Origin of the sequence: Nocardia sp. CC213A (assembly GCF_030766805.1) — a bacterium.
GTDB classification, from domain to species: Bacteria; Actinomycetota; Actinomycetes; order Mycobacteriales; family Mycobacteriaceae; genus Nocardia; species Nocardia otitidiscaviarum.
In genome coordinates, this window is record NZ_JASFXA010000009.1 from 194,228 (window position 1) to 219,390 (window position 25,163).

At 69.3% G+C, this 25,163-nt stretch carries 29 protein-coding genes and 1 pseudogene; 16 read left to right on the top strand and 14 right to left on the bottom strand.

Annotated features, from left to right (window positions below; all coding sequences use genetic code 11):
* Nucleotides 1–79: 79 nt before the first annotated feature.
* Nucleotides 80–1,141 carry a metallophosphoesterase gene (locus QJS31_RS18700; protein ID WP_282779024.1) on the top strand — a complete coding sequence of 354 codons (1,062 nt, stop codon included), beginning with the start codon at nt 80–82 and terminating at the stop codon, nt 1,139–1,141.
* Nucleotides 1,142–1,151: 10 nt separating this feature from the next.
* Here QJS31_RS18700 and QJS31_RS18705 read toward each other — a convergent pair whose 3' ends face one another.
* Both QJS31_RS18705 and QJS31_RS18710 read right to left on the bottom strand, forming a co-directional pair.
* On the bottom strand, nt 1,152–2,159 hold the full coding sequence (locus tag QJS31_RS18705; protein ID WP_282779022.1) for a zinc-binding dehydrogenase: 1,008 nt from the start codon (nt 2,157–2,159) through the stop codon (nt 1,152–1,154).
* Nucleotides 2,160–2,211: 52 nt separating this feature from the next.
* Nucleotides 2,212–2,649 carry an Lrp/AsnC family transcriptional regulator gene (locus QJS31_RS18710; protein ID WP_039808019.1) on the bottom strand — a complete coding sequence of 146 codons (438 nt, stop codon included), beginning with the start codon at nt 2,647–2,649 and terminating at the stop codon, nt 2,212–2,214.
* A gap of 140 nt (nt 2,650–2,789) precedes the next feature.
* Here QJS31_RS18710 and ddaH point away from each other — a divergent pair, with 140 nt between their 5' ends.
* Nucleotides 2,790–3,647: a dimethylargininase gene (gene ddaH, locus QJS31_RS18715; RefSeq protein ID WP_282779019.1), complete on the top strand. Its 858-nt coding sequence runs from the start codon at nt 2,790–2,792 to the stop codon at nt 3,645–3,647.
* A 34-nt stretch (nt 3,648–3,681) separates the two neighbouring features.
* Here the strand turns inward: ddaH and QJS31_RS18720 are convergent, their stop codons facing one another.
* Nucleotides 3,682–4,035: a hypothetical protein gene (locus QJS31_RS18720; RefSeq protein ID WP_282779017.1), complete on the bottom strand. Its 354-nt coding sequence runs from the start codon at nt 4,033–4,035 to the stop codon at nt 3,682–3,684.
* A gap of 145 nt (nt 4,036–4,180) precedes the next feature.
* On the opposite strand from QJS31_RS18720, the gene QJS31_RS18725 reads away from it, so the two are divergent.
* Together QJS31_RS18725 and QJS31_RS18730 are read left to right on the top strand one after the other, a co-directional pair.
* A complete protein-coding gene (locus QJS31_RS18725) occupies nt 4,181–4,687 on the top strand; it encodes a VOC family protein (protein WP_282779015.1) in 507 nt (168 codons plus the stop codon).
* The gene (locus tag QJS31_RS18730) at nt 4,684–5,481 is read left to right on the top strand and encodes a MerR family transcriptional regulator (protein ID WP_306357271.1); all 798 of its coding nucleotides are present in this window, start codon (nt 4,684–4,686) and stop codon (nt 5,479–5,481) included. The genes QJS31_RS18725 and QJS31_RS18730 overlap by 4 nt, the downstream gene beginning before the upstream one ends.
* An 11-nt stretch (nt 5,482–5,492) precedes the next feature.
* Here QJS31_RS18730 and QJS31_RS18735 read toward each other — a convergent pair whose 3' ends face one another.
* The 3 genes from QJS31_RS18735 to QJS31_RS18745 are packed head-to-tail and all read right to left on the bottom strand — an operon-like array spanning nt 5,493 to nt 8,351.
* Nucleotides 5,493–6,713, bottom strand: coding sequence for a hypothetical protein (locus QJS31_RS18735; RefSeq protein ID WP_282779012.1), 1,221 nt, complete (start codon nt 6,711–6,713; stop codon nt 5,493–5,495).
* A gap of 28 nt (nt 6,714–6,741) precedes the next feature.
* The gene (locus QJS31_RS18740) at nt 6,742–7,998 is read right to left on the bottom strand and encodes a hypothetical protein (RefSeq protein ID WP_282779010.1); all 1,257 of its coding nucleotides are present in this window, start codon (nt 7,996–7,998) and stop codon (nt 6,742–6,744) included.
* A gap of 2 nt (nt 7,999–8,000) precedes the next feature.
* Nucleotides 8,001–8,351: a hypothetical protein gene (locus tag QJS31_RS18745; protein ID WP_143983424.1), complete on the bottom strand. Its 351-nt coding sequence runs from the start codon at nt 8,349–8,351 to the stop codon at nt 8,001–8,003.
* Between the two features lie 199 nt (nt 8,352–8,550).
* Between QJS31_RS18745 and QJS31_RS18750 the strand changes: the two genes are divergently transcribed.
* The gene (locus QJS31_RS18750) at nt 8,551–8,796 is read left to right on the top strand and encodes a hypothetical protein (RefSeq protein ID WP_282779007.1); all 246 of its coding nucleotides are present in this window, start codon (nt 8,551–8,553) and stop codon (nt 8,794–8,796) included.
* A gap of 203 nt (nt 8,797–8,999) precedes the next feature.
* Nucleotides 9,000–11,345, top strand: a complete 2,346-nt coding sequence (lon, locus tag QJS31_RS18755) for an endopeptidase La (protein ID WP_372341571.1) — start codon at nt 9,000–9,002, stop codon at nt 11,343–11,345.
* Nucleotides 11,346–11,419: 74 nt separating this feature from the next.
* Here the strand turns inward: lon and QJS31_RS18760 are convergent, their stop codons facing one another.
* Entirely contained in the window at nt 11,420–12,091 is a 672-nt protein-coding gene (locus tag QJS31_RS18760; RefSeq protein WP_282779004.1) for a TetR/AcrR family transcriptional regulator, read from the bottom strand.
* Between the two features lie 367 nt (nt 12,092–12,458).
* On the opposite strand from QJS31_RS18760, the gene QJS31_RS18765 reads away from it, so the two are divergent.
* The 6 genes and pseudogenes from QJS31_RS18765 (at nt 12,459) to QJS31_RS18790 (ending at nt 16,456) form a co-directional block, all read left to right on the top strand.
* Complete coding sequence (locus tag QJS31_RS18765; protein WP_282779002.1) at nt 12,459–13,910, top strand: MFS transporter; 1,452 nt, start codon at nt 12,459–12,461, stop codon at nt 13,908–13,910.
* Between the two features lie 99 nt (nt 13,911–14,009).
* Nucleotides 14,010–14,615 (top strand): response regulator, encoded by a 606-nt coding sequence (locus QJS31_RS18770; protein ID WP_282779000.1) that lies wholly within the window; start codon nt 14,010–14,012, stop codon nt 14,613–14,615.
* A gap of 211 nt (nt 14,616–14,826) precedes the next feature.
* Nucleotides 14,827–15,049, top strand: a pseudogene (rpmB, locus tag QJS31_RS18775) (50S ribosomal protein L28).
* A 144-nt stretch (nt 15,050–15,193) separates the two neighbouring features.
* Complete coding sequence (locus QJS31_RS18780) at nt 15,194–15,421, top strand: hypothetical protein (protein WP_282778996.1); 228 nt, start codon at nt 15,194–15,196, stop codon at nt 15,419–15,421.
* A 144-nt stretch (nt 15,422–15,565) separates the two neighbouring features.
* The gene (locus QJS31_RS18785; RefSeq protein ID WP_306357311.1) at nt 15,566–16,000 is read left to right on the top strand and encodes a GNAT family N-acetyltransferase; all 435 of its coding nucleotides are present in this window, start codon (nt 15,566–15,568) and stop codon (nt 15,998–16,000) included.
* A 42-nt stretch (nt 16,001–16,042) separates the two neighbouring features.
* Nucleotides 16,043–16,456 carry a VOC family protein gene (locus QJS31_RS18790; protein WP_282778992.1) on the top strand — a complete coding sequence of 138 codons (414 nt, stop codon included), beginning with the start codon at nt 16,043–16,045 and terminating at the stop codon, nt 16,454–16,456.
* Between the two features lie 53 nt (nt 16,457–16,509).
* On the opposite strand, the gene QJS31_RS18795 is transcribed toward QJS31_RS18790, so the two are convergent.
* From QJS31_RS18795 to QJS31_RS18805, 3 genes are all read right to left on the bottom strand, one after another.
* Entirely contained in the window at nt 16,510–16,953 is a 444-nt protein-coding gene (locus QJS31_RS18795; RefSeq protein WP_282778990.1) for a PaaI family thioesterase, read from the bottom strand.
* Nucleotides 16,950–17,522, bottom strand: a complete 573-nt coding sequence (locus QJS31_RS18800) for a TetR/AcrR family transcriptional regulator (RefSeq protein ID WP_306357272.1) — start codon at nt 17,520–17,522, stop codon at nt 16,950–16,952. Before QJS31_RS18800 ends, QJS31_RS18795 begins: the two co-directional genes overlap by 4 nt.
* A gap of 61 nt (nt 17,523–17,583) precedes the next feature.
* A complete protein-coding gene (locus QJS31_RS18805) occupies nt 17,584–18,006 on the bottom strand; it encodes a hypothetical protein (protein ID WP_282778986.1) in 423 nt (140 codons plus the stop codon).
* Between the two features lie 160 nt (nt 18,007–18,166).
* Between QJS31_RS18805 and QJS31_RS18810 the strand changes: the two genes are divergently transcribed.
* Nucleotides 18,167–18,982, top strand: a complete 816-nt coding sequence (locus QJS31_RS18810; protein ID WP_195121311.1) for an enoyl-CoA hydratase/isomerase family protein — start codon at nt 18,167–18,169, stop codon at nt 18,980–18,982.
* 81 nt (nt 18,983–19,063) lie between these two features.
* Nucleotides 19,064–20,059, top strand: a complete 996-nt coding sequence (locus tag QJS31_RS18815) for an oxidoreductase (RefSeq protein ID WP_282778983.1) — start codon at nt 19,064–19,066, stop codon at nt 20,057–20,059.
* Nucleotides 20,060–20,270: 211 nt separating this feature from the next.
* Here the strand turns inward: QJS31_RS18815 and QJS31_RS18820 are convergent, their stop codons facing one another.
* The 4 genes from QJS31_RS18820 to QJS31_RS18835 form a co-directional block, all read right to left on the bottom strand.
* Nucleotides 20,271–21,227 carry a class I SAM-dependent methyltransferase gene (locus tag QJS31_RS18820; RefSeq protein ID WP_306357273.1) on the bottom strand — a complete coding sequence of 319 codons (957 nt, stop codon included), beginning with the start codon at nt 21,225–21,227 and terminating at the stop codon, nt 20,271–20,273.
* 63 nt (nt 21,228–21,290) lie between these two features.
* On the bottom strand, nt 21,291–21,842 hold the full coding sequence (locus QJS31_RS18825) for a hypothetical protein (protein ID WP_306357274.1): 552 nt from the start codon (nt 21,840–21,842) through the stop codon (nt 21,291–21,293).
* On the bottom strand, nt 21,839–22,396 hold the full coding sequence (locus tag QJS31_RS18830; protein WP_282786629.1) for a TetR/AcrR family transcriptional regulator: 558 nt from the start codon (nt 22,394–22,396) through the stop codon (nt 21,839–21,841). The genes QJS31_RS18825 and QJS31_RS18830 overlap by 4 nt, the downstream gene beginning before the upstream one ends.
* Before the next feature lie 132 nt (nt 22,397–22,528).
* Nucleotides 22,529–24,409 carry an ABC transporter ATP-binding protein gene (locus tag QJS31_RS18835; RefSeq protein ID WP_306357275.1) on the bottom strand — a complete coding sequence of 627 codons (1,881 nt, stop codon included), beginning with the start codon at nt 24,407–24,409 and terminating at the stop codon, nt 22,529–22,531.
* A 176-nt stretch (nt 24,410–24,585) separates the two neighbouring features.
* Between QJS31_RS18835 and QJS31_RS18840 the strand changes: the two genes are divergently transcribed.
* The gene (locus QJS31_RS18840; RefSeq protein WP_282785740.1) at nt 24,586–24,822 is read left to right on the top strand and encodes a hypothetical protein; all 237 of its coding nucleotides are present in this window, start codon (nt 24,586–24,588) and stop codon (nt 24,820–24,822) included.
* Complete coding sequence (locus QJS31_RS18845) at nt 24,819–25,133, top strand: hypothetical protein (protein ID WP_039807994.1); 315 nt, start codon at nt 24,819–24,821, stop codon at nt 25,131–25,133. The genes QJS31_RS18840 and QJS31_RS18845 overlap by 4 nt, the downstream gene beginning before the upstream one ends.
* Nucleotides 25,134–25,163: the final 30 nt, after the last annotated feature.

Genomic DNA, 25,163 nt, shown 5'->3' on the forward strand with positions numbered 1-25,163 from the left:
GGTGGGTGAGAAATAGTGCGCATAACACTCTCACCGGGCTGGGGCGGTGTCAAAGCTATGAGAGGTAGGGGTGAACAGGATGAATTTGCACCGCCGCGGTTTCCTGGCCGGAGCTACCGCAGCCGCAGGAATCGCCACATTGGCCGGAACCGCGACCGCGCAGGCCGCACCGGTTCCCGTGGTGACCAAGGCTGCCTTCCCCACCGGCGATTCGCTGCGCGTTCTGGTCACCGGCGACGCGGGCACGGGTGCCCGCCCGCAGTGGCAGGTCGCCGACGCCGCTCGCGCCCTGCACGCCCGCACTCCGTTCTCGCTGGCCCTGGCGCTCGGCGACAATGTGTACGAGAACGGCCCCTGGTCGGACGAGGACGCCCAGTTCGCCGCCAAATTCGAGGACCCCAACCACGGGCTCGACTTCCCGTGGCTCATGGTGCAGGGCAATCACGACAACAGTTCGATTCTGCCGGGTGACGGCGGCTGGCTGCTGCGCGGCGACCACGAGGTGGCCTATCACGCGCGATCGGCCCGCTGGTACATGCCCGCCCGCTACTACTCGGTGCGCGTCCCCGAAGAGAATCCGGTCGTCGAATTCTTCGTGCTGGACCTGAATCCCATCGCGGCCTACCTGCCGCCCCTGTTCGCGCCCTACTGGGCGGCCGACGGCCAGTTCATGACCGAACAGGCCGCGTGGCTGGACAGCGCCCTCGCCGCCTCACCGGCCACGTGGAAGATCGCCTGTACCCACCACCCGTACCTGAACAACGGCCCGCACGGGAACGCCGGGAACTACGAGGGCCTGAATATCGAGCCCATCAACGGAATCCACGTCCAGCGTTTCTTCGAGAACCATGTGCTGGGCCGCTGCCAGTTCATCCTGTCCGGCCACGATCATTCGCTCCAGGTCCTCGACCCGACCACGGCCTCGAAGGGCACCCGCCAGCTCATCTCCGGCGCGGCCGCCAAATCCGTGCACGGCGACCGCGCGCGTGGACAGCAGCCGACGCCCGCGCTCTACGAGAACTACGACGACCTGGGCTTCATGGTGCTGGACCTGAACCGCGCCGCCGCCGACCTGAGCGTGGTGACGGTGGACCTCGCCACGGGTGCGGGTACCACCGCCTTCCAGCGCCGCCTGTCCTAGCCCGGCCCGATCACGGCTTCAGGACGAGCCGAATCGGATTGCCCTCCTTGGCCTCCAGCGCGTGCACGGCCTTCGGTGCGTCCGCGAGCGGCAGCACCGCGCTGACCGAGCGCGCGAAGTCGATCCGGTGCAGTCGCCGCAACCGCACCAGCTCGGTCACATGCTCCGGGCGGGAACCGTAGTGCCCGCGCAACTGCTGCTGGAAGAAGCTGAACGCGGTGCCGCCCTTGATGGTGATCGGTTTGTCGGTGAGACCCACCAGCACCAGCCGTCCCTGCGGCGCGAGGCACGTGACGGCCTGCTCGCGGACGGCGGCGACACCGGCGAAGTCGAAGGCCGCCGCCAGCCCGGTTCCACTCGCCGTCCAGATCCGCTGCCGCAGTTCCGGATCGGCGGGATCCAGTGCCAGGTCCGCGCCGAGTTCGAGCGCGCGCTCGCGTGCGGCGGGCAGCGGATCGACGGCGATGATGGGCGCGGCACCGATCATGCGCAGCAGCTGCACCCCGTGCACGCCCAGCCCGCCCACGCCCCAGACACCCACCGGCTCGGCCGGTTTCACCTCGGCGGTGGCGGTGATGGCGGCCCACGGCGTGGAGACCGCATCGGGGATGAAGCAGGCCTGCTCGAACGGCAGATCGTCCGGGATCGGCACCAGCGTGTCGATACGGGCGAGGGTGTACTCGGCCCAGCCGCCGTCGTAGTCCACGCCCCGCGTGAAGGTGGCTCCGTCGCGAAGTTCCCCGGCCTGCAACACCACTCGGTCACCGACCCGGGCGGTGGTGACGCCGGGGCCGAGCGCGTGCACGGTGCCCGCGACCTCGTGCCCGAGGGTCACCACATCGCTCTGCAGGAACAGCGGGGTCAGCGTGCCGTCGATGAGATGCACGTCGGACAGGCATACGCCCGCGGCCGCCACCTTGATCAGCACGTGATCGGGGCCCGGCTCCGGAACCGGCACCTCGTCGAGTTCCAGTCGTCGCTGCGGTCCCAGGTGTAGTCGCGCGGCCAGCATGGTCATCGGCTCCTTCCGACGGTCGTCCCCCGCCGGGCCCAGCGTATGCGCGCCGCGGTCAGGTGCGCGGTCGTTCCAGGATGCGGGACATGACGATGCTGCTGCGGGTGCGTCCGACGCGGGTGTTCTCCCGGATGCGTTCGACGGTCCGCTCGATCTCGGCCATATCGGTCGCCATGACGTGCACCAGCGCGTCGGCCTCGCCCGCGATGGTCCACACGCCCACCACCTGCGGGATGGGTTCGAGACTGCGTTTGAGTTCGGCCGGGGTGATGTTGTCGCGGTAGTAGACCTCGACGTACGCCTCGGTGCGCCAACCCAGTGCCGACGGGTTGACCAGGGCGGTGAATCCGGTGATCTGGCCGCCCGCCACCAGCTTGTCCACCCGCCGCTTCACCGCGGGGGCCGAGAGGCCGACGGTCGCGCCGATCTCCTGGAAGGACGCGCGGGCGTGCCGCAGCAGATGGGCGAGGATGCGGCGGTCGATCTCGTCCACGGGGGCACCGTCCGTTTCGTCGGTGCGCAATGATCCGCTGTTCTTGTCCGAATCTGCGCAACAGATCAGTGTTTTCCACGCAACGATACGCGCAATACCGTCGTGATCACTGCTGTGTCACCGATTCGGACGGAGTGTCGATGACCTCGATAGCCACGCTGCGCGCCCCCGAACCCCCCGGCGCGCGTCGCCCGATCTCCCGGCACTACCTGATGTGCCGCCCCGAGCATTTCGACGTCACCTACGCCATCAACCCGTGGATGGACGTCTCCGCGCCCGTGGACCGGGCGCTGGCCCTGGCCCAGTGGGACGCCCTGCGCGCCGCCTACGAGCGGTGCGGCCATCGGGTGGATGTCATCGCCGCGGAACCGGGGCTGCCCGATATGGTCTTCGCCGCCAATGGCGGCCTGGTGGTCGGCGGCGCGGCGCTCTCGGCCCGCTTCGCCAATGCCGAACGGGTGCCCGAGGGCCCGGCCTATCACCGCTGGTTCAGCGCCCGCGGCCTGACCCGGGTGCGCGCCGCGACCGAAATCAACGAGGGCGAAGGCGATTTCGCGGTCGTCGGCGGGCGCATCCTGGCGGGCACGGGTTTCCGCACGGCACCGGCCGCGCATCGGGAGGCCGAGCGGTTCTTCGGTCGTCCGGTGATTTCGCTGGAGTTGGTGGATCCCCGCTTCTACCACCTGGATACGGCGCTCATGCCACTCGGTGACACCATCGCGTTCCATCCCCCGGCCTTCTCGTCGGACAGTGCGCGCCTGCTGCACGCCATGTTCCCCGACGCCCTGATCGCCACCGCGGCCGACGCGAATGTGCTGGGGCTCAACGGAGTCTGCGACGGCTACCACGTATTCCTGACCGATCGCGCCACGACGCTGCCGGATCAGCTGCGCGAGCGCGGCTACCACCCGGTCGGCATCGACCTGTCGGAGCTGCTCAAGGCCGGGGGCAGCGTCAAATGCTGCACCTTGGAGCTGCACCGGGCCGCACCGGCCTGATCTGATCTGATCGGGACCGGCGGACCGGCGAGCCTCAGGCGGCCCGGGCGGCGCGGGTCAGCGTGCGCAGGGCCGCCTCCGGATCCTCCACGTCCACGACCAGGCGGGTGAAGTCGGTGCCCGCCAGTTCGACGAGCACGGCGCGGCCGTCGAAGCGGGTGTCCCAGAATTCCTTGCGGCCCTTGCCCCGGAAGATTCCCGCGGCGATCACACCCGGAAAGAAGGTGCCGGGCGCGCGCAGCCACGGCGGCCGCATATCCACCGGCGCGGGTCCGATCCCGGTGACGTGGGCCAGATCGAAGCGCACGTGTTCGCGCAGGGCGAGTACCCGGTGGGTACCGGTCACATGCACCGTCGCGGTGGTTCCCTCGATCTCCAGCTCGACCATTCGGCACCCCTAGCTCACATCGGCACGTTCCATCACTGCCCAGGGTGCCCGGCGCGTCTGGACATAGCCTGTGCGTTTCCTGCGGTTTCTCTCAGGAAACGACGTGATTTGACCCTCACGCGACGTCAGGCCCGACGCTGTGGTCATGACAGACACCTACCCCGCCTTCGACGTCAGCCCCGTGCCCGTGCCCGGTCCGGACGCCCAGCCGCCGGAACTGTTCCGCGGTATCTACGGCATGCCCATGTTCGTCACCCTGCCGACCTCGGACCTGTCCGCGTCGGTGGATTTCTGGGAGCGTGGCCTCGGCTTCTTCGACCTGTTCACCGTGCCCGGGCAGGTCACCCACCTGCGTCGCTGGATGTTCCAGGACGTGCTGCTGGTTCCGGGCGAACAGCCGGCCGCGACACCGGTGCAGAGCGTCACCTTCTCCTGTGTGCTCGGCCAGCTCGATGGGATCGCCCAGGCGTGTGAGCGGCTGCTGCCCGGCTGCACCACGGGGCCGCGCGTCATGCCCTGGAACTCGGTCGAACTCGAGATCGTCACCCCCGAGCGCGCCCGTGTCATCATGACCGCCGCGCGCCCGTACGATCCGGACAGCGCCTCCGCCGAATATCTGCGCTCCGTCGGAATCGAAGGGCCATCCGAGTGACCGAACCACCGCGGGCTCTCACGGTCGGTGCCGTCGCCACTCTGGTCGGCGTCACCGTCCGGACCCTGCACCACTGGGATTCCATCGGCCTGGTCCGCCCCTCCGATCGCAGCGGTTCCGGCTATCGCCTCTACACGCCCGCCGATCTGGCCCGCCTGCACCGCGTGCTGGTCTATCGGGAGCTCGGCGTCCCCCTCACCGAGATCGCGGCGCTGCTGGAGGCCGACGCCGACGACGCCCTGGAATCGCTCCTGCGCCAACGGGATCATCTGCGTGAGCGCATCGCCGAACTACAGCGTATGAGCACCGCCCTGGACCGGCTGATCGAAGCCCGCGAGTCCGGGTTGCTGCTCTCCCCCGAAGAGCAGGTGGCGATATTCGGCGGCGACTGGAAACCGGCCTGGGTCGGCGAGGCGCGGGAACGCTGGGGCGATACGCCGCAGTGGGCGCAGTACGCCGAACAGGCGGCGCAACGCTCGCCCGAGCAGTGGCGAAACGTAGTCGCTTCCGTGGAAGCACTGCACGCCGAGTTGGCCGAAGCGTTCCGCGCGGGCGTCACCCCCGGCAGCGCCGCGGCCGCCGAGCTGGCCGAACGCCATCGCGATTCCCTGCGCGCGTACTTCCACTGCACCCACTCCATGCACGTGCTGCTGGCGCGCGGCTACACCGAGGATCCGGGCTTCGCCGCCTACTACGACGCCATGGCGCCCGGTCTGGCCGTCTGGCTGCGCGCCCTCATCGAGAGCAATGCCCGTGCGCACGGCATCGACCCGGAAACCGCCGTCTGGGAGTGAGATTCGTCCGGTCAGCGCTTCGAGATGGCGGTGATCAGCGCCCGCTCCCCGTCGGTGCGGGTGGTGACGATCTGCGCGAACTTCTGCGGGCTGGGATCGGTGGGGTACTGCTCGTGCAGTTCGACCTGCCAGGTGTTGCCATCGGCGTCGGCGCGGGTGAGGAATACGCAGTAGCGGGTGCCGTCGGGCACCTCGTCGATTCCGGCCTGGATGGTGGCGGCGTCGGGCACGGTGGCGTCGGCGGCCACGTGTTCGCGGGCGCGGGCGGCATTGCGGTCCACGTAGTACGCCCATTCGAAGGCCAGGATCGCGCCGGGCGCGGTGGCGGGGTCGCCGGGTCCCGCACCGATGACGGTGGTCTCGGTGCGGGTGGCGAAGCAGTTGGCGGTGGCGTGCGGATAGTTCTCCGGTACGGGCGTGACGCTGTCGGTGGTGGCGGGCACCAGCGTGACCGTGCTGGTGACGGCCGCGGTGTCGGCGGTGTCGCCGAGGTTCACGTTGACCGCCACGATGACGCCGATCAGCAGGGCGGCGGCACCCACCGTGGCGACGGCCACCAGGGTGCCGCGCGTCCGGGTGCCCTCGTAGTCGTCGTGGTCGCGGCGGGGGGTCAGGCGGCCGAGTACCGGTTTGATGCGGCCGGTCCGGTCGACGACGCTGCGGCGCGCGGTGGTGCTGTAACCGGAGTAGCCGGTGTCGTCGTCGGGGGTGTCCTGCTCGTCGTCGGCGCGCGCGTTGGTGTCCCGCGGTAGGTGTTCCGCGCTGCGGCCCCGGGCGGGACCGGCGAGCCATTCATCCCAATTGCCGGTGTGGGCGGCGACTTTGGCCGGGATCGGCGCGGGCGGGTCCACGCCGGTGGTGTCGGCCCCGAGCACGGGATCGACGGCGCGGTTCGGTGCGCCGTACACGAATTCCTCGTCCTCGGGGTCGGGTAGGGCGTGCCGTCCGCGGCCGGTGGGCACGTTCCAGCTCTCACCCCGGTCGGTCACGCTCGCGGCGGGGCCGTCCTCGTGGTCGTGGTCCGCGTAGTGGGCGTTGGCGGGTTGTCCCCAGGTGTCCCCGTTGTCGGTGACGCTGGCGGCGGGGCCGCCGTAATCCGGTTCCGGTTCCTCCGATTTCGCGGGCTCCGATTCGGGTGCGGGAGCCGGTGGCAGGTCGGGCATTCCGGCGTAGGCGGGCAGGCCCGTCCCACCGCCCAGGACGAATGGGTTCGGGGTCTGATCCTTGGTCACGTGATTCCCCCTGGGGTCCGCGGGCGGTTCAGCTGGTGCGGGCCGCCGGTGTCACGCCGAGCTGGCCGTCGCGCCGGGGTGGGCGTTCCTCCTGGGGGGCGGGTTGGGCGACGATCGGGGGCGGCAGCACCCCGCCGGGCCCGGGACCGGCGTCTTCCTCCGGCAAACCCGCCGAGGGGGCCGAATCCTGCTGCGGCGCACTGTTTCCGGTATCCGGCGCGGTCGGGTACGGGGCGAGTTCCGCCGGTTCGTCGCCGAGATTGAAGCTCAGATCCGGTGTGTCGTCGGGTATCTCGGGCTCCGCGGGTGCCAGGCCGGGGAACAGTTCGCCGCCGGGCGTGCTGCCGGTGCCGTTGTTGTTCTGGTTGGCGGTGGCGGGGTTGACGGCCTGGGTGACGGCGGTGGTGCCGACCGTGGCGAGGGCGTCGATGCCGGTGGTCGCCACTTCCACGCCCTTGTCCATGGCGTGGGTGATCACGCCGGCCACGGTGTCGATCAGGTGGGTGCCGACCGAGACGCCCGCGTCGATGAGGCTCGAGCCCAGGCTGACTCCGCCGTTGATCAGTGCCAGTTGCAGCGCGTGCTGCGCGGCCAGTACGGGATCGGTGGTCGTCGCGGTGTCGGGGCGGTAGGTAAGCGTCGGAGTGCTGTAGTAGCCGCCGCCGGAGTAACCGCCGCCGGTGCCGCCGATCCCGTTCCAGGTGGGCGCGCCGGGGTGGAAGCCGGTGGGCACGGTGACCCGGGGCGCGTTCTCGCCCAGTCCGAGGGTGTTGACGGTGGCGGTGTGGGCGTCCATCTCACCGTTGGCGGTCTGCACCACCCGCACCCCGTCCCGGATGTAGTCGGTGGCGAGTTCCACGATCTGGTCGGCGTCGGCCTGCGAGCGTGCGTTGTTCGCCAACACCGTTGCCTTGGCCCGGAAGTCGGCGATGAGCTGATCGAGTTCGGCCGCGGCGGTGTCGCGGGTGGCGTAGGCGGCGGCCAGGGTCGCCCCCAGCCCCGTCGAGGTGTCCACCAGCGCCGCCACCTCGTCGCGCGTGCGGGTGATGGCGGGCACCGCCGCCACCGCCGTCCGCGCCGATTCCAGTCCGGTGGCCCCCACCCGATGCGGTTCGTCGGAATCCCGAATGGCGGCGGGCACGGCCCCGAGCGCCGCCAGGGTGGCCGCGTCCGGCCGCGCCCCGTCACCGAGCGCCGCCCGTAGTCGCAGCAGCGGTCCGACCAGCGTGGAGACGATGGTGGGCTCGGTGACCACCGTGGTGGTATCCGCGTCGCTCCTGACCACGACTACACCTCTCGCACCGTCGTATCGGCCACCGCGGCCCCGATCGCTCCGGCATTGTGCGCGTCCGTGGCCGCCATGACCTCCCCCCAAGCCTTGACGGCCTGCCCATAGGCATCGGTGAGCACCGCCGCCGTCCCCACGGTCTTCCCCAGATTCCCCCAGGCCGCCGCCCACGCCACAGCGAAATCCTCACCGAGCGCACCCAACCCGGACAGGTCGAACGCGGCAGCCCGCGCGGCCCCACCAGACGCCGCGGACAGCAGCTCGGCAGCCTGGGCGGCGGCAGCGGTATAAGCGGCCGAAGCGGTGTAATCGAACACCACTTCACCGGAAGTATTGGGACTGTTGCTCATAGTCGATCTCCCCGAACGGTGGAGGACGTGGATGCCAAGCCATGCTGCCACGAATCGTCCGGTTTCGGCTGGGCGAACGGACAACCGACGCACCCGGAGAACTATCGGCCGCACCGGTCGCACCCCGCTGGGTGATGCGTGCGAGTGCTGTCAGCGGAAGCTAGCTGGTTGTCGAGCGGTCGACGTAGCATCGACAGGTATGAGCGGGTCACACGCGGATCGCGCCGACGCGCTGGCGGCAAAGGCGAACCAAGCACTCCAGGAACTGCTGGAGCAGACGCAGTCCCGTGCGGAGGGCAAACCGATGTCCGCCTTCGCCCGCGCCGCGCAGCCAGGGACCACACAAACCGACGTCCTGTGGATGCGACTCCAAGCGCTGCAGAAGCAAGCACAGATCCACGCCACGCTCGCCCTCAACGACACCTTGGCCGCCCGCGACCTGTAGCTCCCGTACACGCGACGGTTCTTGAAGGAAGGAATCGAGCGAGGGCTCACCCGTGTTCGCCAGGGGCGAACCGGTCGGTCGGAACAAGACCGTGGGGTGCGGGGTTGAGTAGGTAACGCTCAACCTTGGAAGGGGTCGAAGACGTGAGTACTGCACAGAACCTGCCGGTCCTGTTCCTGACCGATCCGATCGTGCTGCCCGGCATGGTCGTGCCGATCGAGCTGGACGAATCCGCGCAGGCCGCCATCGATGCCGCGCGGGCCGGCAAGGTCGAACAGGTGCTGCTCGCGCCTCGGCTGGAGGAGGGGTACGCCACCTACGGTGTGGTCGCGACCATCGAACAGGTCGGTCGGATGCGTGGTGGTGCGCCCGCCGCGGTGTTGAAGGCCGAGCGGCGCGCCAAGATCGGACACGGCGTGACCGGGCCGGGGGCGGCGCTGTGGGTGGAGGCCGAGGAGGTCGAGACGCCCGCCGTCGACGGTCGCACCACCGAACTGGCCGACGAGTACAAGAAGCTGGTCGTCGCCGTGCTGCAACGTCGTGAGGCGTGGCAGGTCATCGACGCGGTCAACCAGCTGACCGATCCGTCCGCCCTGGCCGACGCGGCCGGGTGGGCGTCGTGGCTGAGCAACGAGCAGAAACGCGAGTTGCTCGAAACACCGGATACCGCAACGCGGTTGACCAGCCTGATCGCCTGGACCAAGGCGCATATCGCCGAAACCGAGGTCAGCGAGAAGATCAGCGAGGATGTGCGCGAGGGGGTCGAGAAGACCCAGCGTGAATTCCTGCTGCGTCAGCAGCTCAACGCCATTCGCAAGGAGCTGGGTGAGGACGAGCCCGACGGCGCGGACGACTACCGCACCCGGGTGGAGAACGCCGACCTGCCCGACTCCGTGCGCGAGGCCGCGTTGCGCGAGGTGGGCCGCCTGGAGCGCGCCAGCGATCAGAGCCCCGAGTCGGGCTGGATCCGCACCTGGCTGGACACCGTCCTGGAGCTGCCCTGGAACGAGAAGACCACCGACAGCACCGATGTGGCGGCCGCGCGGGCCGTCCTGGACGCCGATCACCACGGCCTGGACGAGGTGAAGGACCGCATGGTCGAGTACCTGGCGGTGCGCGCCCGGCGGGCCGCGCGCGGCCTGGAGGTCGTGGGCGGTCGCGGTTCCGGCGCGGTGCTGGTGCTGGCCGGCCCGCCCGGCGTGGGCAAGACCTCGCTGGGTGAGTCCGTGGCGCGGGCGCTGGGCCGCAAGTTCGTGCGCGTCGCCCTGGGCGGGGTGCGCGACGAGGCCGAGATCCGCGGGCATCGCCGCACCTACGTGGGCGCGCTGCCCGGTCGGATCGTGCGCGCCATGAAGGAGGCGGGTTCGATGAATCCCGTCGTCCTGCTGGACGAGATCGACAAGGTCGGCTCCGATTTCCGCGGCGATCCCGCGGCGGCGCTGCTGGAGGTGCTGGACCCGGCGCAGAACCACACCTTCCGCGACCACTACCTGGATCTCGATCTGGACCTGTCCGATGTGCTGTTCATCGCGACCGCGAATGTCATGGAGACCATTCCCGGCCCGCTGCTGGACCGCATGGAGGTGATCACCGTCGACGGCTACACCGAGGACGACAAGGTGGCCATCGCCCGTGACTTCCTCATCCCGCGGCAGTTGGAGCGCAATGCCCTGACCCCACAGGAGGTCTCGATCACCGCCGCGGCGCTGCGCGAGATCGCGGCCGACTACACCCGGGAAGCCGGTGTGCGGCAGCTGGAACGGCTGATCGCGAAGGCGTTGCGCAAGGCAGCGACCAAGCTGTCCCAGGACGGCTTCGACGAAATCGTCAGTGCTGGACTGGGTTACGACCCATCGCTGGGCTACGAGGACGCCGACCGGGCATCGCTGACCATCGACCTGCCCAACCTGAAGGACTACCTGGGTCGTCCCCGCTTCACCCCGGACTCGGTGGAACGCACCGCGGTCCCGGGTGTGGCGACCGGGTTGGCGGTCACCGGCCTGGGCGGCGACGTGCTCTACATCGAGGCCAATGCCGCCGAGGGCGAGCGCTCGCTCACCCTCACCGGCCAGCTGGGTGACGTCATGAAGGAGTCGGCGCAGATCGCCCTCACCTACGTGCGCTCCCACCTGGAGGAGATCGGTATCGAACCGTCGGTGCTGGATCGCAATATCCACATCCACTTCCCGGCGGGCGCGGTGCCGAAGGATGGTCCCTCGGCGGGCGTCACCATGGTCACCGCTCTGGTCTCGCTGGCCCTGGACCGCAAGGTCCGCGCCGATGTCGGCATGACCGGCGAGGTCACCCTCAACGGCCGGGTGCTGCCCATCGGCGGCGTCAAGCAGAAGCTGATGGCGGCCCAGCGCGCGGGCCTGAAGACCGTCTTCATCCCGGCCCGCAACGAGCCGGATCTGGACGAGGTGCCCGCCGAGGTGCTGGAGGCGCTGGACGTCCGGCCGGTCGCCGATGTGGCGGAGATCCTGGCCTACGCGATCGAGCCGGTTGCCGAACCGGCGCTGGAGGACCGTCGATTGGCCAGGACAGCCTGACGGCAACCTTCCGGCGATCTCATGCGGGCCGTGACTGTTTCACATGAAACAGCCACGGCCCGCATGCTTTTCGGCTATCGGTACTGTTCAGGGGGTGCTGCGATATTCATCGGTGACCGGGCGGGTGCCGCGTAGCCCTCGTCGTGGTGACCTCTCGGTGGTCGGTGATGTGACAAGCAATGGCGCAGCAGGGCGCTGATCTGCTCGGCGGTGGGCGGGGTGTCGGTTGCTATGCCGCGCAGGGTGATTCCCTGTGCGGTATCGGTGAGCAACGCCGCGGTGTCGGTGTCGGTGTAGTGGGCGTACATGGTCCGGGTGGCTTCGGTGAACCGGTCGGCGATCGGGCGCAACGCGGGACGCCGAATCGCGGCGACGTACAGCTCCAGCTGCACGGTGGTGAGAGTGCGTTCGGTGGTGAAACAGCCGATCAGGGCCTCGGCGGTCTGATCGATGATCCCTTCGATCGTCATGGCCGGGTCTGCTGCCGGGATAGCGGCCATGAGCGCGGCGTAGTCCGCGACGCAGAGTTCGAGCGCCGCGGTCAGCAGTTCTTCTTTGTCCTTGTAGTGGTAGGTGGTGCCGGCGATCGGGACGTCGGCGGCCGCGGCGACCGCGCGATGGGTCAACCCCTCCACGCCGCGTTCGCCGATGACCTCGATCGCGGCGCGGGCGATGCGTTCGCGCCGGTGCGGGTCGAATCGGCGGCGCCGCGGCGGGGTTGGGCGCTGCTCGAGCGGCTCGCTCATCGGCACCTCCCGTCTCGGCCCGTCCGGATTCTCCTCGCGGACCCTCCAAGGTACATAGGTACCTAATGTGAGTCGGCTCATATCGACTGCGCCGGCGACTCCTTTAAAGGTACAAATGTACCTAGCGGTAATCCGTAATCCGCTCCGATCGAGTTTCGAGGTGATGACTTATCTCCCAGGCCAAGTAGCCGTTGTTCCGGCACCGACCTCGTGAGCCGCCGCGTGCGTGCCCGGGTCGGGTCGTGGACGGCTTGTACCCCGATGGCCTGGGCTTTGTCGTACCCTCCCCACCCCTCCTGTGCGCAGTTGGCGTGCGTGGGCCCCGGCCTACCCGTATCTCTACCAGCTGTCAGAACAGGAGGTTTTCGTGTCTTCGGAAACCCTCGACACCGCCCGTGCTCGCGGCCCCCTCGGCGCCGCGGGACGGGCTCTCACCATCACCCTGGTGGTGGTACTGGTCGCCGAGTTGATGAATGCGCTCGACGGATCGATCGTGCACACCGCGCTGCCGACCATCCAGGCCGAGACCGGCGCGACAAGTGCGGCGGTGCAATGGATTCCGGCCGCGTACACCCTGGTGTTCGCGCTCGGGCTGATCACCGGCGGCCGCCTCGGCGACCTGTACGGCCGCAAGCGCGTGTTCCTGCTCGGCACCGGCGCGTTCACCCTGGCCTCACTGCTGTGCGGCCTGGCAACCGGACCGGCGATGCTGATCGCGGCGCGAGCGCTACAGGGCGGGGCCGCGGCGGTCATGGTGCCGCAGGTACTGGCCACGCTGTATGTCAGTTTCGACGGCGCGGCGCGCGCCAAGGCATTCGGCCTGTACGGGTTGATCATGTCGCTGGGTGGGGTGCTCGGCCCGGTGCTCGGCGGCGTGCTCACCGGCGCGGATCTATTCGAGCTGGGCTGGCGCTCGATCTTCCTGATCAACATTCCGATCGGGCTGGCCGCGGTAGCACTCGGGCTGCGGTTCATCCCGGAGTCCAGTGACCCGCACGCGCGGCGTCTGGATCCGCTCGGCATCCTACTGTGCAGCTCCGGACTGCTGCTGATCGTCTATCCACTCACCGTGGGCGGGCAGTACCACTGGCCCGCGTGGAGTGTGGCGATGATGATCGGTGGTGTCGCGGTGCTGACGGCGTTCGTGGCGCACCAGCGCACCAAGATCGCTGGGAACGGATCACCGCTGCTGGCGCTGACACTGTTCCGGAGCCGGTCCTTCGTCGGAGGCGTGTCCTCCCAGCTGATCTTCGGGCTGGTCTCGGGGGTGTTCCTGCTGACCTGGACCCTGTTCATGCAGGACGGTCTCGGGCTGTCTCCGGCGCGGTTCGCACCGGCCGCCGCGGCCGTGGCGATCGGCGGCATGGGTGGTGCGATGATCGCCTCGAAACTCGCTCTCGCACACGCGCGTCGAGTCCCCCAGGCCGGCGCGCTGCTGGTCGCGGCGACACTGCTGGGCTATCAGCTGCTGGTCAGCGTGCAGGGCACCGAGGTGCCATTCGCCGCTGCGGTCGCGCCGATGCTCGCGCTCGGATGCGGTTTCGGCATGATCGGCGCGGGCCTGGCCGGATTGGCACTCGGACAGGTCGATCCGGCGGATATGGGTGCGGCGTCGGGTGTGTTCAACACCGCGATGCAGGTCGGCACCGCACTGGGCATCGCACTGACCTCGGTGGCGTACTTCGTGCACGCACCCGCGGGCGCGCACGGCACCGAAGTGACCGACGCGTTCGCCGCAGCGCTCCGGTACGTCATCGGCGCACTCGTACTGATGTGGGCGCTGATATTCCTCCTGCCGCGCCGGCAGCCGCGAGGCTGAGCCCGAGCCGTCCCCTACCGGATGTGTGGGGACGGCTCGGGGGTGCCTTCGGATGTCCATTCCTCCGATCACGTCGGCATTGCCGGAAACGGAAGTCCCATGATTCGAGTACTGATCGCGAGCGGCCTGCGGCTGCCCCGCGAAGCGATGGCCGCGGTGCTGTCCGGGATCCCCGGGATACAGGTGGTCGCGCAGGTGGCCACCGGTACCGAGGTGGCGCCGTGCGCCGTGCGCACCGCTCCGAGTGTCGCGGTGCTGGACGCCGATCTGCCCGGGCTGGACGGGATCTCGGTCGCGGTCCGACTTCGATCCGCGCCATCGGACTGCAGGGTGGTGCTGGTGACGCCACCGAACCGGCCCGACCTGCTCGGCCGCGCACTCACGGCCCCGGTGGACGGGCTGTTGAGCAGGAGTGCACCCCTGGAAGCGCTGACCGACACCGTGAATCGCGTCGCGCACGGCGAACGGGTGCTGGAGCCGCACGCTGTGGCCGAAGCCCTGCACACCCCCGACAATCCGCTCGGTGCGGGCGAGGTCGGCATCCTGCGACTCGCGTCGTACGGGCACACGCCGGAGGAAATCGGGGCGGCACTGCACCTTTCGGCAGGGACGATTCGCAACAAGCTCGCCGCCGTCAACCGCAAGATCGGTGCCCGCAACCGCATCGAGTCCATCCGGATCGCCACCACCCGGGGCTGGATCTGAACTCGTGCATTGTGCATCGAATCGAATGCGATTCGCACGATCCAGCGGGCGCCAGAACCGGCTTCCACGATGTTCCGGCGCTGGTCAGCGTGCGGATTTTCGGTGAAGGGCGACCGGAAGTCGGCTCGCGCATTCCGTGATCGCGTCCAACGCTGTCCCTTGTGATCCGCCGATCGGACCGACGGCGAACACGTTCGAGAAAGGAGAGTCCATGTCTGCCCACTGCGATGTGTGCGGCAAGAAACCCAGCTTCGGCAAACGCGTCGCGCGCGCCGGGCGCCGCGCCCAACAGCGCTATGTCAAAGGGCACCAGCCGCCGGTTCAACCCGAACATCCAGTCGGTACGCGCCGTGCAAGACGGCACTCCCGTACGGATGAAGGTGTGCACCTCATGCCTGAAGAAGGGCAGCGTGCAACGGCGTGCGACGGCGTGAGGCACCGCCATGGCGGCAGTGATTCGGCCCCTGCGGCAATCGATACGCCGACTCGTGCGGCGTATCCGAACGGTGGAGGGGCGGCGAGGTACCGGGGAATCGTCGCGTCCCGCGCGAGCGGAGTTCCCGTGCCATGACTGCGCGGTGCCGACCGCGCCGCTCGATGGCCCCGACGAGTGGTACACCGTGCACGACGCCCTCTGGCAGCACGCGGGAGCCCGACCCGACAGCATCCTGTGTATCGGCTGCCTCGAATCCCGGCTGGGACGGCGACTGCGGCACAACGATTTTCTCGACGCGCCGCTCAACGATCCCGGATACGGGCAGCACAGCGAACGGCTGCGGCATCGGCTCCGTCCCATCACCCGCTGACACGCGGACCCGGCGCGGCGGTGCGGTGGGTGCTCGACACTCGTTCAGCACTCTCCGAACCTCCCCGACACCGAGGTCATCATGCTTACTTCCCAATTCACCTTGCGTGCGAGCACATCCGACGATCAACCGTTCTTGACGCGCATGCTGATCGAAGCCGCCCACGCCTCCGGGCACCTGCTCACCCTCGATGAGCTACCCGGCACCCCGGACTCCTACCGGTATGTCGCCGACTGGGGTGGTCCGACCGACCTGGGCGTCATCGCCCAGGACGCGCACGGCACGCCCGTCGGTGCGGCCTGGGTGCGGCTGTTCGACCGATCGGTCGCCTCACCGGCATTCGTCGACGACCACACCCCCGAACTCACGATCGCCACCACCGCTGCCACACGCGGCCGTGGTCTGGGGACCGCCTTGCTGCGCCAATTGCAGGACACCGCCGCCCAGGCGGGTGTGCGGTCCCTGGCGCTGGGTGTGCATCGCGACAACCAACCCGCCCAACGGCTCTACCGCACGCAGGGCTGGACACCCCATAGGCTGGCGGGCGACTACGACATCCTGGTCAAACACCTCGACTGAGCTCGTATCCGCGGCTAGCCCACGAAACGAAAGGACAGACACATGCCGTTCGTCCCCTGTCTCGGCGTGCAGGACACCGCCGTGAGCAAGGCGTTCTACGAGAAGCTCGGGTTCACCGTGGACAGTCGAACCGCGACGGGCCCCGAGGATATCCACATGCTCGTATTCGACGGCCAGTTCTGCGGCATGCTGTATCGAAATGCGCAATTGCAGGACTGGTTGCCGGAGTTGACGGGCAAGCCGATCGGGTTCACCGGCATGTTCTATCTCGAGGTCCAGGACTTCCAGGCCATGCTCGACACCTGTGCCGCGGTCACCGACATCCTGCGTGGACCCTCGACCGATCACACGGGCACGCGTGAGTTCTACTTCGCTGATCCCGACGGCTACATCATCGGGGTCAATGACGCCGCATCCCGTCAGAACAGCGATCTGGTCGGCGGCTACACCACCTGAGCCGGGCTTCCCGCCCAAACGCGCGGGCGGCGATGACCGCGGATGCGCTCAGCTCAGGCGGTGCCGCTTCCGTTCAGTTCGCGTTCGACCGAGCGGGTAGTCCCCTGCGCGACCGCGCACAGCGCCGATTCGCCGTTCTCGTCATCGGCGTAGATCTCGCAGTGGCCGACGGCTTGGCGTGTGGTCGACCCCGTGACGGCGGCGACTGCGCGCAGCCGCACGCCGGTGGCGGGGCGCAGATAGGTGATGGTGAATCCGCCGGTGAGGACGTTGGCGCCCAGGACCGTTCCGGCCGCGAAGGTGAGGGCGTTGTCGGCGGCGTAGGCGAGGACGCCGCCGTGGACCAGGCCGAACTGCTGGCTCAGTTCCGGGCGGATAGGGATTTCCAGTGTGGCGGAACCGTCGCCGAAGGCGGTGATCCGGGCGCCGACGAGCCGGCTGAAAGCCTGGGCCTCCAGCACCGTGCGGGCGAGGTCGAGGTCGAGGGTCTTGGTCACGCGGGTCCTCGGGTCGGGGATGTGCGGAGGGACTGCCAGGCGGCGTCGGCCAGCGGATCGGCCACATCGACCGGGGCGGTGTGGATCTCACCGCCCAGCCACAGGCGCGCGTACTGCTGGGCTGGACCCAGCCAGAGTGCGTAGAGCAGGTCGAAGTCGAGTTCGCGGACCGTGCCGTAGCCGGCATGGGTGCGCCACCAGCGCAGGACGGCGCGCAGGAATTCGCGGTTGCTGTCGCTCTCGTGCACGCCGGGGGGTCGGGCGGAGGTCAGAACCTGTGCACGGTGGCGGTTGTCGGTGACCCAGCGCAGGTGTGCCGCGACTCCGGCGCGGATCCCGGATTCGGCGTCGGCGCTGTCGCCCACCGCCGTCCAGAAGTGGCGCTGGTAGTCGGCCAGGGCATTGGCCCAGACCTGACGGTAGAGCTCGGCCTTGTCCGGGAAATGGTGATAGAGCGCGCCGACGCTGGCTCCGGCGTCGGCGCGGATGCCGCTCAGGGTGGCGTCGAGCGCGCCGTGTTCCGCGAACTGCCGCTCGGCCGCGAGCAGCAACCGATCTCGAATCTGCACATACAGAATCTAGTTCTGTTCGGATGACGACGCAATGGTCCGCTGCCGAAGCGGCCGCGGGTCAGTGCGGGCTGCGCCCCTTGAACCAGGTCCCGAGGTACCGGTACGGGTACCGGGCCTTCACCACGCCGGACTCGACATGTCCGCTCACCCGCACCACGCGGGCCCCCGGGAACGGCTTGCGCTTGACCCGGTTCACCACGCGTCCGGCGTCGGTGCGCACCTCGTCGAGGTGTACCCGCCATCCGCGCGGCACCACCAGCACCACCGACCCGGAGCCGACGTCGACGCGCATATCGATTTCACGGTGCGGACAGAACGCGCGGGTGAAATCCACTGTCACAGTGCCTTTCGGGGACTCCGCGCGGATCTGCATGGGAACAGCCCACTCGCCGTTGACTTTTCGCCTACTTCCGGTCGAACTCAGCTCCAATGGATGGGTTTTCACTGCCGACGCGTGCCGCTGCATATTGGAACCGCTCACCGATGCTCCTCCACGAAAAACTGCGCTCGAGCATACGACGGCCCGAACCCATCGGACACGAACTGTTATGCCCCCGATACCGAATGCGAAACGGGGCCTCGGCAGCACCTCCGGCAGCCGGATTTGCCATGCTGTCCGCAAGCGACGAAAGGGATCACCCATGAGCGAGCGCAGCGAGCGACCTGAGATCACGGCCGAGTTCGAGACGATCCGGTTCGAGCGGACCGGCGATATCGCCCGCATCACGCTGAATCGTCCCGAGGCCGCCAACGGCATCAACGCCGCCCTCGGCCGGGAGTTGGCCGCCGCGGCCGGACAGTGTGTCGACGATCCGACGCTGAAGGTCGTGATCCTCACCGGCGCGGGCCGCTTCTTCTCCGCCGGCGGCGATCTCAAGGGGATGGCCGCCGCCGAGGAGGGCCCCGGCGCGTACGTGAAATCCCTCGCCGAGGATCTGCATCAGGCCATGTCCTCGTTCGCCCGGATGGACGCCCTGCTCCTGGTGGCCGTCAACGGCACCGCGGCGGGCGCGGGTTTCAGCCTGGCTATTGCCGGCGACCTGGTGGTCGCGGCCGAATCCGCCGCCTTCACCATGGCCTACACCCGCGCGGGCCTGAGCCCCGACGGTGGTTCCTCCTACTACCTGCCCCGCCTGATCGGCCTGCGCCGCACCCAGGAACTCATGCTCACCAACCGCACCCTGCGGGCCGCCGAGGCGCTGGAGTGGGGCCTGCTGCACCGCGTGGTCCCCGACGCCGACCTCGCCGCCACCGTCGACGACCTGGCCGAACAGTTCGCCGCGGGCCCGAGGACCGCCAACGCCCACGTCAAGAAGCTGCTCCTGGTCACGCACGGCCACACCCTGGAGGAGCAGATGAACACCGAGGCGGATTTCATCTCCGCTGCCGCCGGTTCCGCGGACGGTCAGGAGGGTATCGCCGCCTTCCTGGGCAAGCGCGCCCCGAAGTTCTCCTGACCGACTCGCGCTCGGCGCACCCGCATCCGCACCCGACGCGACGCTGCCCCCGTGATCGGCGGACGGCCTATGCTCGGCTGCATGGCGTTCTCGGCGATGGTGGCACGCGAATCCGACGGCACCGTGGTGCTGGCCCGCGAGGAGGTCGGCGACGACTTCCTGGGCGCGGGCACGGTCACGATCAAGGTGCACTTCTCCAGTGCGAATTACAAGGACGGTCTGGCCATTACGCCGCGCGGCGGGGTGGTGCGCGAATACCCGATCATTCCGGGTATCGACCTGACCGGTGAGGTGGTGTCGTCCGAGGACCCGGCCTTCGCGCCCGGCGATCCCGTGCTGGCCCACGGCTACGAGATCGGTGTTTCACGCAATGGTGGATTCGCCGAGTACGCCCGCGTTCCGGCGGAGTGGGTGGTACCGCTGGAGGGCCTCACACCCCGCGAGGCCGCCGCACTCGGCACCGCCGGCTTCACCGCCGCCCTGAGCGTGCGGGCCCTGCTGGATCGCGGACTCACCCCCGAGTCCGGGCCGGTGCTGGTCACCGGCGCGACCGGCGGGGTCGGCAGTGTCGCGGTGGACATCCTGGCCGGTCTCGGTTTCGAGGTGGTGGCCTCCACCGGCAAGACCGACGCCGGTGAGCTGCTCGGCACCCTCGGCGCGGCATCGGTGATCGGCCGCCTGCCCGAGGATCCCGATGCCAAGATCCGTCCGCTGGGCAAGTCGCGGTGGGCCGGTGTGGTCGACAGCGTGGGCGGCCGCTCACTCGCCCACATTCTCTCCACCGTGAACTACGGCGGCTCCGTGGCGGTGTCCGGGCTGACCGGCGGTCCGGACCTGCCCACCACGGTGCTGCCCTTCATCCTGCGCGGCGTGTCCCTGCTGGGGGTGGACTCGGTGAACCTGCCCATCGAACCCCGGCGGGAACTCTGGGCGCGACTGGCGAAAGACCTGAAACCGCGCCATCTTTCGCTGCTGGAGAACTACGCGCCGGTCACCGACGCCCCGCGGGTGCTGCGCTCGATCCTGGACGGCACCCACTCCGGGCGCACCGTCCTCGGCGTAGCCGGAGAGTTCTGAGCACAGCGCTCACCGAGGTCGGCGGGCTGCTCGCGGCACCGGGCCCGGCCGTCGGACGGTCCGGGCGGCGTACCGCTACGCCACGGCGATCCGCGAGCATTCCGGCCGGAACGATCACCGGAGGGGGTACGTAGCGGAGCAGCGCACGCCGCTCCCGTGGAACCGGCGGTCGCGCACTGTGACCCGCCGAGATTCGACGGCCGCCGGCTGTTCAGCCGTGGCGGCCCACGTGCACGGTGGCGGCGCTGAGTAGGAAGATGTCGTCGCGGCGACCGACATAGGTGTCGGCCGCCGGGTCGAGCAGCGCCCGCAGCGCGTCCCGATCCGATTCGGACAGTTCCTCGTCCATGCGCTCGCTCATCATGCTCAGCCACTCCACCGCGGCCTCGCGCACCGCCGGGGCGGCGGGCGCGGGGTGGTCGGTGAGCACGCTGAACGAGGTCACCTCCGCCATACCGGCCTTCGCCAGCGCGACGCCCCACCCGTACGGCATGCGCACCGATCCGGGCATATCCGCGCGCATCCGCGCGAACCAGATATCGCGTGCGGCATTGAGACGGTCCTGCAGGCCGGGCTCGCCCAGGCCCAGATCCCAGGGCAGATAGCGGGTGGCCAATCCGCCCTCGGCCAGCGCCAGGTAGCCGCCGTCGCGCACCAGCCGGGCGAGTCGGTGCACACCGGCCTGCTCGTCGGGGAGATGGTGGACCGCACGGGCCGCCCAGACCAGGTCGGCCACGGGTACGCGGTCCAGCAGTTCATCGGCGGCCGCGTCGGCGTGCACCTTGTCCACGCGCACCGATTCCGCCGCGACGCCTCCGCCCAGTGCGGTATGCACGGCCTCCTCGGCGGCGGTCAGCAACTCCGGGACGGCGTCCACCAGCACGACGCGCCCGCCGCCGCGGGCCGCGAGGGCGGTCGCGAAGGCCGCCGCCTGGCCACCCGCGCCGGAGCCGATATCGACAATGGTGGCCCCATCGGGCAGGCCGCCGACCAGTCGCGCCGCGATACCGGCGCAGGCCTCGGCCGCCACCGCGTCCTCGCGCCGCAGGTGCCCGATGCGGGTCGACCAGTCGATGCCGTCGTGGGTCAGGTGGTCGTGGCCGCCGTGTCCGTGTCCGTGGCCACCGTGCGCGTGTTCGTGGGTATGTCCGTGTGTCTGTGCGCCCATGGCTACGACGCTAATCGCCTCCGCCGGTGTGGCAATTTTCCTTGCTGTTTCGGCAACACGCGACTAGCGGGCCGACGGCGCGACCGTGCCGCGCACCTCATCGGGTTGCAGATGCGCCAGCAGCAGCTTGATCAGCAGCACCGGTGTGAGCCAGAGCAGCACGGCCGGAATGTCGAGGGGTATCAGCAGCGCGAGGGTCACCCACGCGAAACCGAGCGGTCGGCGCGACCCGGCGGGTGCGGCCAGGACGGCCAGTGCGCCGCCCAGGGCCAGCAGATACACGAATGCCGCGCTGTACCAGGTGAAGTCGGGGACCACTAAGGCGAGCAGGAACGGCTGCACATGGACGGCCACGAATCCGAGGTGGTGTCGCGCGGTGCGGCCGGGCCGGTGGAAATGCCGTTTGGCCGAGGCGGTGGCATTGACCACCGACCCGCCGAACAGGTCGAAGGCGATGACGGCGATGACCCCGACGGCCAGCGCGGACAGTTCCGCGTGCACCGCGAGTGCGGCGGCCCCGGCGGCGCCGAGCGCGGCCGCGCCGTAGCCGAGGACGCGCTCGGTGCGGGTGGCGTCGGGCGCGATGAGGTAGTCGGAGATGGAGCGGGAGGTCATGGGCGTTCTCGCAATCCGTCGAGCACGATATCCAGCATCGGCTGCGCCAGTTTCCCGATGGGCACGTCGGGATCGACGAGCCACTGCAACAGCACCCCCTCGATGACGCCGACGATCACCGTCGCATGCGCCTCCCCCAGATCCGGCCGGATGTCGGCGAGCAGTCCGGCGATGACGCGCCGCTGCTCGCGGTACACGTCCTTCATGTAGTCGGTGGCCCACAGGTCGAAGAGAATGCGGGCGTGGTCGGGTGTGCCCGCCAAGACCTCGAAGACGCCGCGCACCAGCTCGGCGAGCCGGTCCAGCGCCGGGGCATCGCCGTCGACGGCGCGCTGGACGGCGGCCAGCGCCTCGGCGCTGTACTGCTCGAAGGCGGCCTCGAGCAGCGCGTCGCGGCTGTCGAAGTACAGGTAGACGCTGCCCTTGGCGATGCCCGCCGCGGCGGCGACATCGTCGATTCGGGAGGCGGCGAACCCTTTTCGTGCGAAGACTCGCACGGCGGCGTCGAGTATCTCCTGTCGCCGCGCGGTCTTGTCGACCCGTTTGGGGGACATGATCACTCCTATTATGACTGACTGTTCAGTCATAATAAATATCGAGACGGACACCCGCAACCCCCCGAACAGCACGGGCGCGGTGCCGAAAGGCACCGCGCCCGGAGGAGAAGTGGCGTCGCGCAGCCGAATTCAGGCCGCCGCCGGTTGGCTGTCGTCCGCGAACTGGGTCCGGTACAGCTCCGCGTACCGCCCCTGCTCCGCCAGCAACCGGGTGTGCGTGCCGCGCTCCACGATCCGCCCGTGCTCGAGCACCACGATCTGATCGGCATTGCGAATCGTCGACAGCCGGTGTGCGATGACCAGGGCCGTCCGCCCGTCGAGCGCCTCGGCCAGTGCCGCCTGCACCGCCGCCTCCGAGGTCGAGTCCAGCGAGGCGGTGGCCTCGTCCAGGATCACTACGCGCGGCTGTCGCAACAGCAGCCGGGCAATGGTCAGCCGCTGCCGTTCACCGCCCGAGAGCCGGTAGCCGCGCTCGCCGACCACAGTGTCCAGGCCGTCGGGCAGCGATGCGATCAGCTCGCTCAGGCGCGCCCGGCGCAGCGCGTCCCACAGCTCCTCGTCGTCGGCCTCGGGCCGGGCCAGCAGCAGATTGTTGCGAATGGTGTCGTGGAACAGGTGCCCGTCCTGGGTGACCAGCCCGACGGTGGCCTGGATGGAGCTGCCCTTCAGCTCTCGCACATCCACCCCGCCCAGCCGCACCGCTCCGGAGTCCACGTCGTAGAGCCGCGAAACCAGTTGCGCGATGGTGGATTTCCCGGCCCCCGAGGAGCCGACCAGCGCCACCATCTGACCTGGCTCGGCGCGCAGCGACACCTGGTGCAGCACCTGTTCCCCGCCGCGGGTGTCCAGCGTCGCCACCTCCTCCAGCGAGGCCAACGACACCTTGTCCGCCGATGGGTAGCCGAAGTCCACCGCGTCCAGTTCCACCGACACCGGTCCGTCCGGCACCGCCCCCGCATCGGGCGCGTCCTCGATGAGCGGCTTCAGATCCAGCACCTCGAAGACCCGCTCGAAGCTCACCAGCGCCGACATGATGTCCACCCGGGCGCTGGCCAGCGCCGTAAGCGGCGAGTACAACCGGGTCAGCAGCAGCGAAAGCGACACCACCGCACCGGCTTCCAGCTGTCCGCGCAGGGCGTAGAACCCGCCCAGGCCGTACACCAGCGCGATGGCCAGCGCCGACACCAGGGTCAGCGCCGTGATGAACACGGTTTGCAGCATGGCCGTGCGTATACCGATATCGCGCACTCGACCCGCCCGCAGCGCGAACTCCGAGGACTCCTGCGTCGGTCGCCCGAACAGCTTCACCAGGGTCGCGCCGGGGGCGGAGAATCGCTCGGTCATCTGCGTGCTCATGGCGGCATTGAGTCCGGCCGCCTCCCGCTGGATTCCGGCCAGCCTGCGCCCCATGGCCCGCGCCGGCAGCACGAACACCGGTAGCAGCAGCAGTGCGAGCAGCGTGATCTGCCAGGACAGCCGCAGCATGACGGCCAGCGTGAGCGCGAGCGTCACCAGATTGGTGACCACTCCGGACAGCGTGGAACTGAAGGCCCGCTGGGCGCCGATGACATCGTTGTTGAGGCGGCTGACCAGCGCGCCGGTGCGGGTGCGGGTGAAGAAGGCCACCGGCATGCGCTGCACATGGTCGAACACCGCGGTGCGCAGGTCGAAGATCAGCCCCTCGCCGATGCGCGCCGACAGCCACCGGATGATCAGGCCCAGTGCGGCATCCAGCACCGCCACTACGCCGATGACGATCGCCAGCATCACCACCACACGCGGAGCGGACCCCTGCACGATGCCGTCCACGACCCGTCCGGCGAGAACCGGACCGGCCACCGCCAGCAGCGCCGAGATCACGCTGAAGCCGAGGAAGGCCAGCAGCCTGCGGTGATGCCGCTGCGCGAAGGCCAGAATCCGCCGTGCCGTCGCCAGCCGCAGCGGACGCTGCTCGTTGGGCGCGTGCACCTGCCGGTACAGCTGATCCCACGCCACGGATTCGATACTCATGCTCGCTCTCCTCACCGCTTCGGGTCTATGGAACCCGAGGGCACCGACAGTAAGACCTCAACAAAGGTTGAGAGCAAGCCCATCCGCCGGGCGACACGCCTTCGCTCTGGGCGAAACGCCGCGCCCGGCCCGCCGCGGTCTCCCCCGTGCTCCTGACCGCCAGTAGCATTTTCGGTGTGACCGAGAAGCTCAGCATCACCATGCCCGATCGGGTGGCCGCTGCGGCTCGGGCCGCCGCCGCGGCCGCCGGGAAACCCCTCTCCACCTGGATCGCCGAAACCATCGACCGCGTCACCTACGCCGATGCCCGGCGCAATGACGTGGCGCTGATGGAACAGCACAAACTGCTGGGCGGCGAGTGGGCGCAGCAACAGGCCGCCGCCTTCCAGGCGGCCCGGGGAGTGCGTGGGTGATCGCCCAGCGGGGCCACATCATCCTCACCCAGGCGGCCACGGTCATGCCGGGCGGCACCATGTTCCTGGTCGTCTCCGGCGACAACTACAACAACGATCAGCCCGGCCTGCGGCTGGTGGTCCAGGTGGTCGGGCCGCAACTGCGCCCCGCCGCCGGGGCCTACCTCTACGACCTCGGCACCGTGGGCACCGCCGTCCTGGTCGCGCCGACCACCCTGCCCAGCGACTGGCTCACCGGCGAACCCATCGCGGTCATCGACCAGGACACCATGGACGACATCGCCACCCGCATCGCGCGGCTGTACCTGTGAAGACATGTCCGATCGCCTGGCACGACGGAC